At 65.3% G+C, this 1,330-nt stretch carries 1 protein-coding gene; it reads right to left on the bottom strand.

Going from position 1 to position 1,330, the window contains the following annotated elements; genetic code table 11:
• Window positions 1-27 precede the first annotated feature (27 nt).
• Window positions 28-1,280 (bottom strand): IS3 family transposase gene (locus ACZ63F_RS43020; RefSeq protein WP_469719540.1). Its coding sequence is split into 2 segments (ribosomal slippage): window positions 28-998 and window positions 998-1,280, totalling 1,254 coding nucleotides; the frame shifts between segments, so codons are not numbered across the junction.
• Window positions 1,281-1,330 lie beyond the last annotated feature (50 nt).

The following is a 1,330-nucleotide window of genomic DNA, read 5'->3' as shown; positions in this document are numbered from 1 at the left end:
TGAACCGTTCCGGGTTTGATCGAGACTCTAGGTCGTGACTGTGACCTGGGACTTCGTGGTTTCGCGGTAGTACTTGGTCTCGTATTCGGCGGGTGGGATGTGCCCTATTTCACCGTGGAGCCGGCGGTGGCAGTACCAGTCGACCCATTCGGCGGTGGCGAGTTCGACCTGGGCAAGCGTCTTCCAGGGCCGACGAGGCTTGATCAACTCGGTCTTGAACAGGCCGATCGTGGACTCCATCAGGGCATTGTCGTAGGCGTCGCCGACCGATCCGATCGACGCGGCGATGCCTGCGCGGTCGAGGTGCTCGGCGAGCGCGAACGATGTGTACTGCGAGCCGGCATCGGAGTGATGTATCAACTCGCCTTTCTGATAAGGCTTTTGGTCTCGGTCACGCTGCCACAAGGCCATCTCGAGGGCGTCCAGGACGAGCCGTGTCTCCTTCGATGCAGCTGCTGACCAGCCGACGATGCGGCGGGAGAAAGTGTCCACGACGAAGGCGACGTAGACGACGCCGGCGAACGTGGTGACGTGGGTGAAGTCGGCGACCCAGCAGCGGTTCGGGGCGGGGGCGACAAAGTCGCGGTCCACGAGGTCCGGGGCCCGTTCCGCACTCGCGCCGGGAACGGTGGTGATCACCTTCTTGCCGCGGACCGCTCCGGTGATGCCGAGTTCACGCATGAGGCGCTCGACAGTGCAGCGGGCCACCGCGACATCCTGGCGGTTCAGGTGCCGCCAGATCTTCCGGGCGCCGTAGACACGGTAGTTGGCCTCGTACGCCTCTGTGATCAGGGTCTTCAGTTCGGCGTCGCGGACGGTGCGGGCCGCGGGTGCGGCCTGGCGTTTGTGGTGGGCGTAGTAGGTGGACGGTGCGATCTTGCAGTCGTGGTCGGTGAGGACCCGGCAGATCGGCTCGACGCCGCCGAAGCGGTCCTTGTGCTCGTCGATGAACGCTACGAGCGTGTGTGTGGCCGGTCGAGCTCGGCCGCGAAGAAAGACGCCGCGGCCTTGAGGATGTCGTTGGCCCGTTTCAGCTCGGCGTTCTCCTTCTTCAGCCGCTTCAGCTCGGCCGACTCCTCGCTCGTCGTGCCCGGACGGGCCCCGGCGTCGATCTGGTCCTGCCGCACCCACTTGCGCAGCGTCTCGGTCGTGCCGACGCCAAGCTTCTGGGCGACCGCTTTCATCGCGGCCCACTCGGTGTCGTACTCCGGCCGCACCTCGGCGACCATCCGCACCGCACGACGGCGCAGCTCAAGCGGGTACTGGGAAGGACGTGCCATAACTCGATCCTCTCAAACGATCGAGTCCCTACCGAACCCGGAACGGTTCA

It is taken from the genome of Streptomyces sp. NPDC104761, assembly GCF_055583445.1.
Note: the sequence above shows the minus strand (reverse complement) of the source record. Positions and strands in the feature narration are given on the sequence as shown.